This is a genomic window from Protofrankia symbiont of Coriaria myrtifolia (assembly GCF_900634755.1).
Lineage (GTDB): Bacteria > Actinomycetota > Actinomycetes > Frankiales > Frankiaceae > Protofrankia > Protofrankia coriariae.
On sequence record NZ_CAAAFS010000309.1, the window covers coordinates 1 to 2,094 of the forward strand.

General features: G+C 74.5%; 1 protein-coding gene and 1 pseudogene. Both read left to right on the forward strand.

Features of this window, described 5'->3' with window-relative positions; all coding sequences use genetic code 11:
• A pseudogene (locus CM1CMNOD_RS21935) lies at positions 1 to 234 on the forward strand (hypothetical protein); the annotation flags it as partial.
• The coding region (locus tag CM1CMNOD_RS17340) for a DNA polymerase (protein WP_131774092.1) at positions 234 to 2,094 on the forward strand (1,861 nt) is incomplete at its 3' end. The pseudogene CM1CMNOD_RS21935 and the gene CM1CMNOD_RS17340, both read left to right, overlap by 1 nt.

Genomic DNA, 2,094 nt, shown 5'->3' on the forward strand with positions numbered 1-2,094 from the left:
GCCCTGCCCTACCAGGCCGCCGACCCGGCGGCGGCCAACGCGGGACTTGCCGGGGATGGCTATGGCTGGCTCGCCGCCATGCTCCCGGCCCCGGCGCCGCTGGTGTGCGAGGTCCACGGCACGGTCATGGCGCTCGCGGACCCGCCGCCGCTGTGGATCTGCCCCGACTGCCCCGGCCCGGCCGGACCCGCCACCCCGGCAGCGGTGCCGGTGGAGTGGGCGGAGGCGGCCTGATGCCCACCTACCAGCGCACCCACGACGGCCACCACATGACCATCCACGCCCCCCGCGGCGGGTCCGGCGAGTTCGACCCCGCCGCGATGGCCGCCGACCTGGACGGCGAGCCGATCCTCGGCCTGGACGTGGAGACCCGCGCCCTACCCGACACCGGCCCGCGCCACTTCGGCCCCGACGCCGGCCTCCGGCTCGTGCAGCTCGGGACGGCCACAGTGGCGTGGGTGCTCGACCCGCTCGACCCCGCCCAGCGGGCCGCCATCGCCGCGGTGCTGGGCGACCCAGGCCGCCGGTTCGTCACGCACACCAGCTTCGACACCCTCGCGGTCTGGTCGGCACTGGCCATCGGCCTCGGCCAGCGGGTCGCGGACACCCATCTGATCTCCAAGCTGGTCGACCCGGACGAACGCGCCGGCCACGGCCTCAAGACGCTGACCGCCCGCCACCTCGACGACGGCCTCACGCTCGCGCAGACAGCGCTGTACGCCCGGATGCGGGCGCTCGCGCCGCCCGGCGAGCGGGCCGGGGAGCGGTGGAAGACCTGGGGATGGGCGCACCTGCCCGCCGACGACGAGGCGTACGTCGTCTACGTCCGGCGACTGCTGCCCGTCCTGCTCGACCTGTGCGGCCCGTTCTCCCACCTGGTGCCCGTCGAACAGTGGCTCGCCGCCCAATCGGTCGGCATCACGATCCGCGGCCTCGCCCTCGACCTGCCCTACACCCGCGCCTACCTCGCCCAGGTCGAGGCCGACCACCACGCCGCCGCCGCGCTCATCGAGGCCGAGCTTGGCTGCCCGCCGACCAGCCCCCGGTTCGCCGACTGGCTCGACACCCAGCACGTTCCCGGCCCGCGCACCGCCACCGGCCGGTTGCAGGTCACCGCCGACACCCTCACCGCCCTGGCCCGCGACCTCGACACCGGCCGCCTCACCGTGTCCGACCAGGTCCGGCGGATGCTCACCGCCCGCGGCCGGGTCGCCGCCACGTCGAACACGATCGCCAACCTGCGTAGCTTCCTCGCCGCCGCCGACCCCGCCGGCCGGGTCCACCCCCAAATCAACACCCTGCGCGCCAAGACCGGCCGCATGTCCATCACCGGCCCCGCCCTCCAAACCTTGAAGAAGGGCGACCCCCGGCTCCGGCACTGCTTCCAAGCGGACCCCGGCCACGTCCTGATCTCCTGTGACTTCTCCCAGGTCGAGGTACGGGTCACCGCCGCCCTGTCCCGCGACCCAGCGCTCACCGACGTCCTCGCCTCCGGCGTCGACATCCACGACGCCACCGCCCGCCTCCTGTTCGGCGACGGGTTCACCAAGGACCAGCGGACCCTGGCGAAGCGGGCCACGTTCGGCACGATCTACGGCGGCGGCGCCCGCGCCCTCATGAACGCCACCGGCGCCACCCACCAGGTCGCCACCGACGTCATCACCCGCTGGCGCGCCGCCTACCCCGGCGTGGCCGCCTACTCGGCCCGCCTCGCCGACCACAACCCCGTCATCACCGGCTCCGGCCGCCGTATCCCCGCCGACCCGCTACGGCCCTATGCGAACGCGAACTACGCGGTGCAGTCCACCGCCCGCGACCTCCTCGTGACCGCCGTCCACACCCTGGTCACCCGCCATGGCCTGCACGACGCGCTGTGGCTGTTCGTCCACGACGAAGTCATCGTGCACGTCCCGACCGACCGCGCCGCCCAGGTCGCCGCCGACCTCCAGGCCGCCATGACCACGTCGTTTCGAGGGGTCGCGATCACCGCCGAGGCCGACATCCTCGGCACCCACTGGGGACCCCTGCCCGACACCGACCCCGCCGAACTGGCCGCCGACGTCGACGACGGGCCGCCGTGGGAGCTACCCGTCC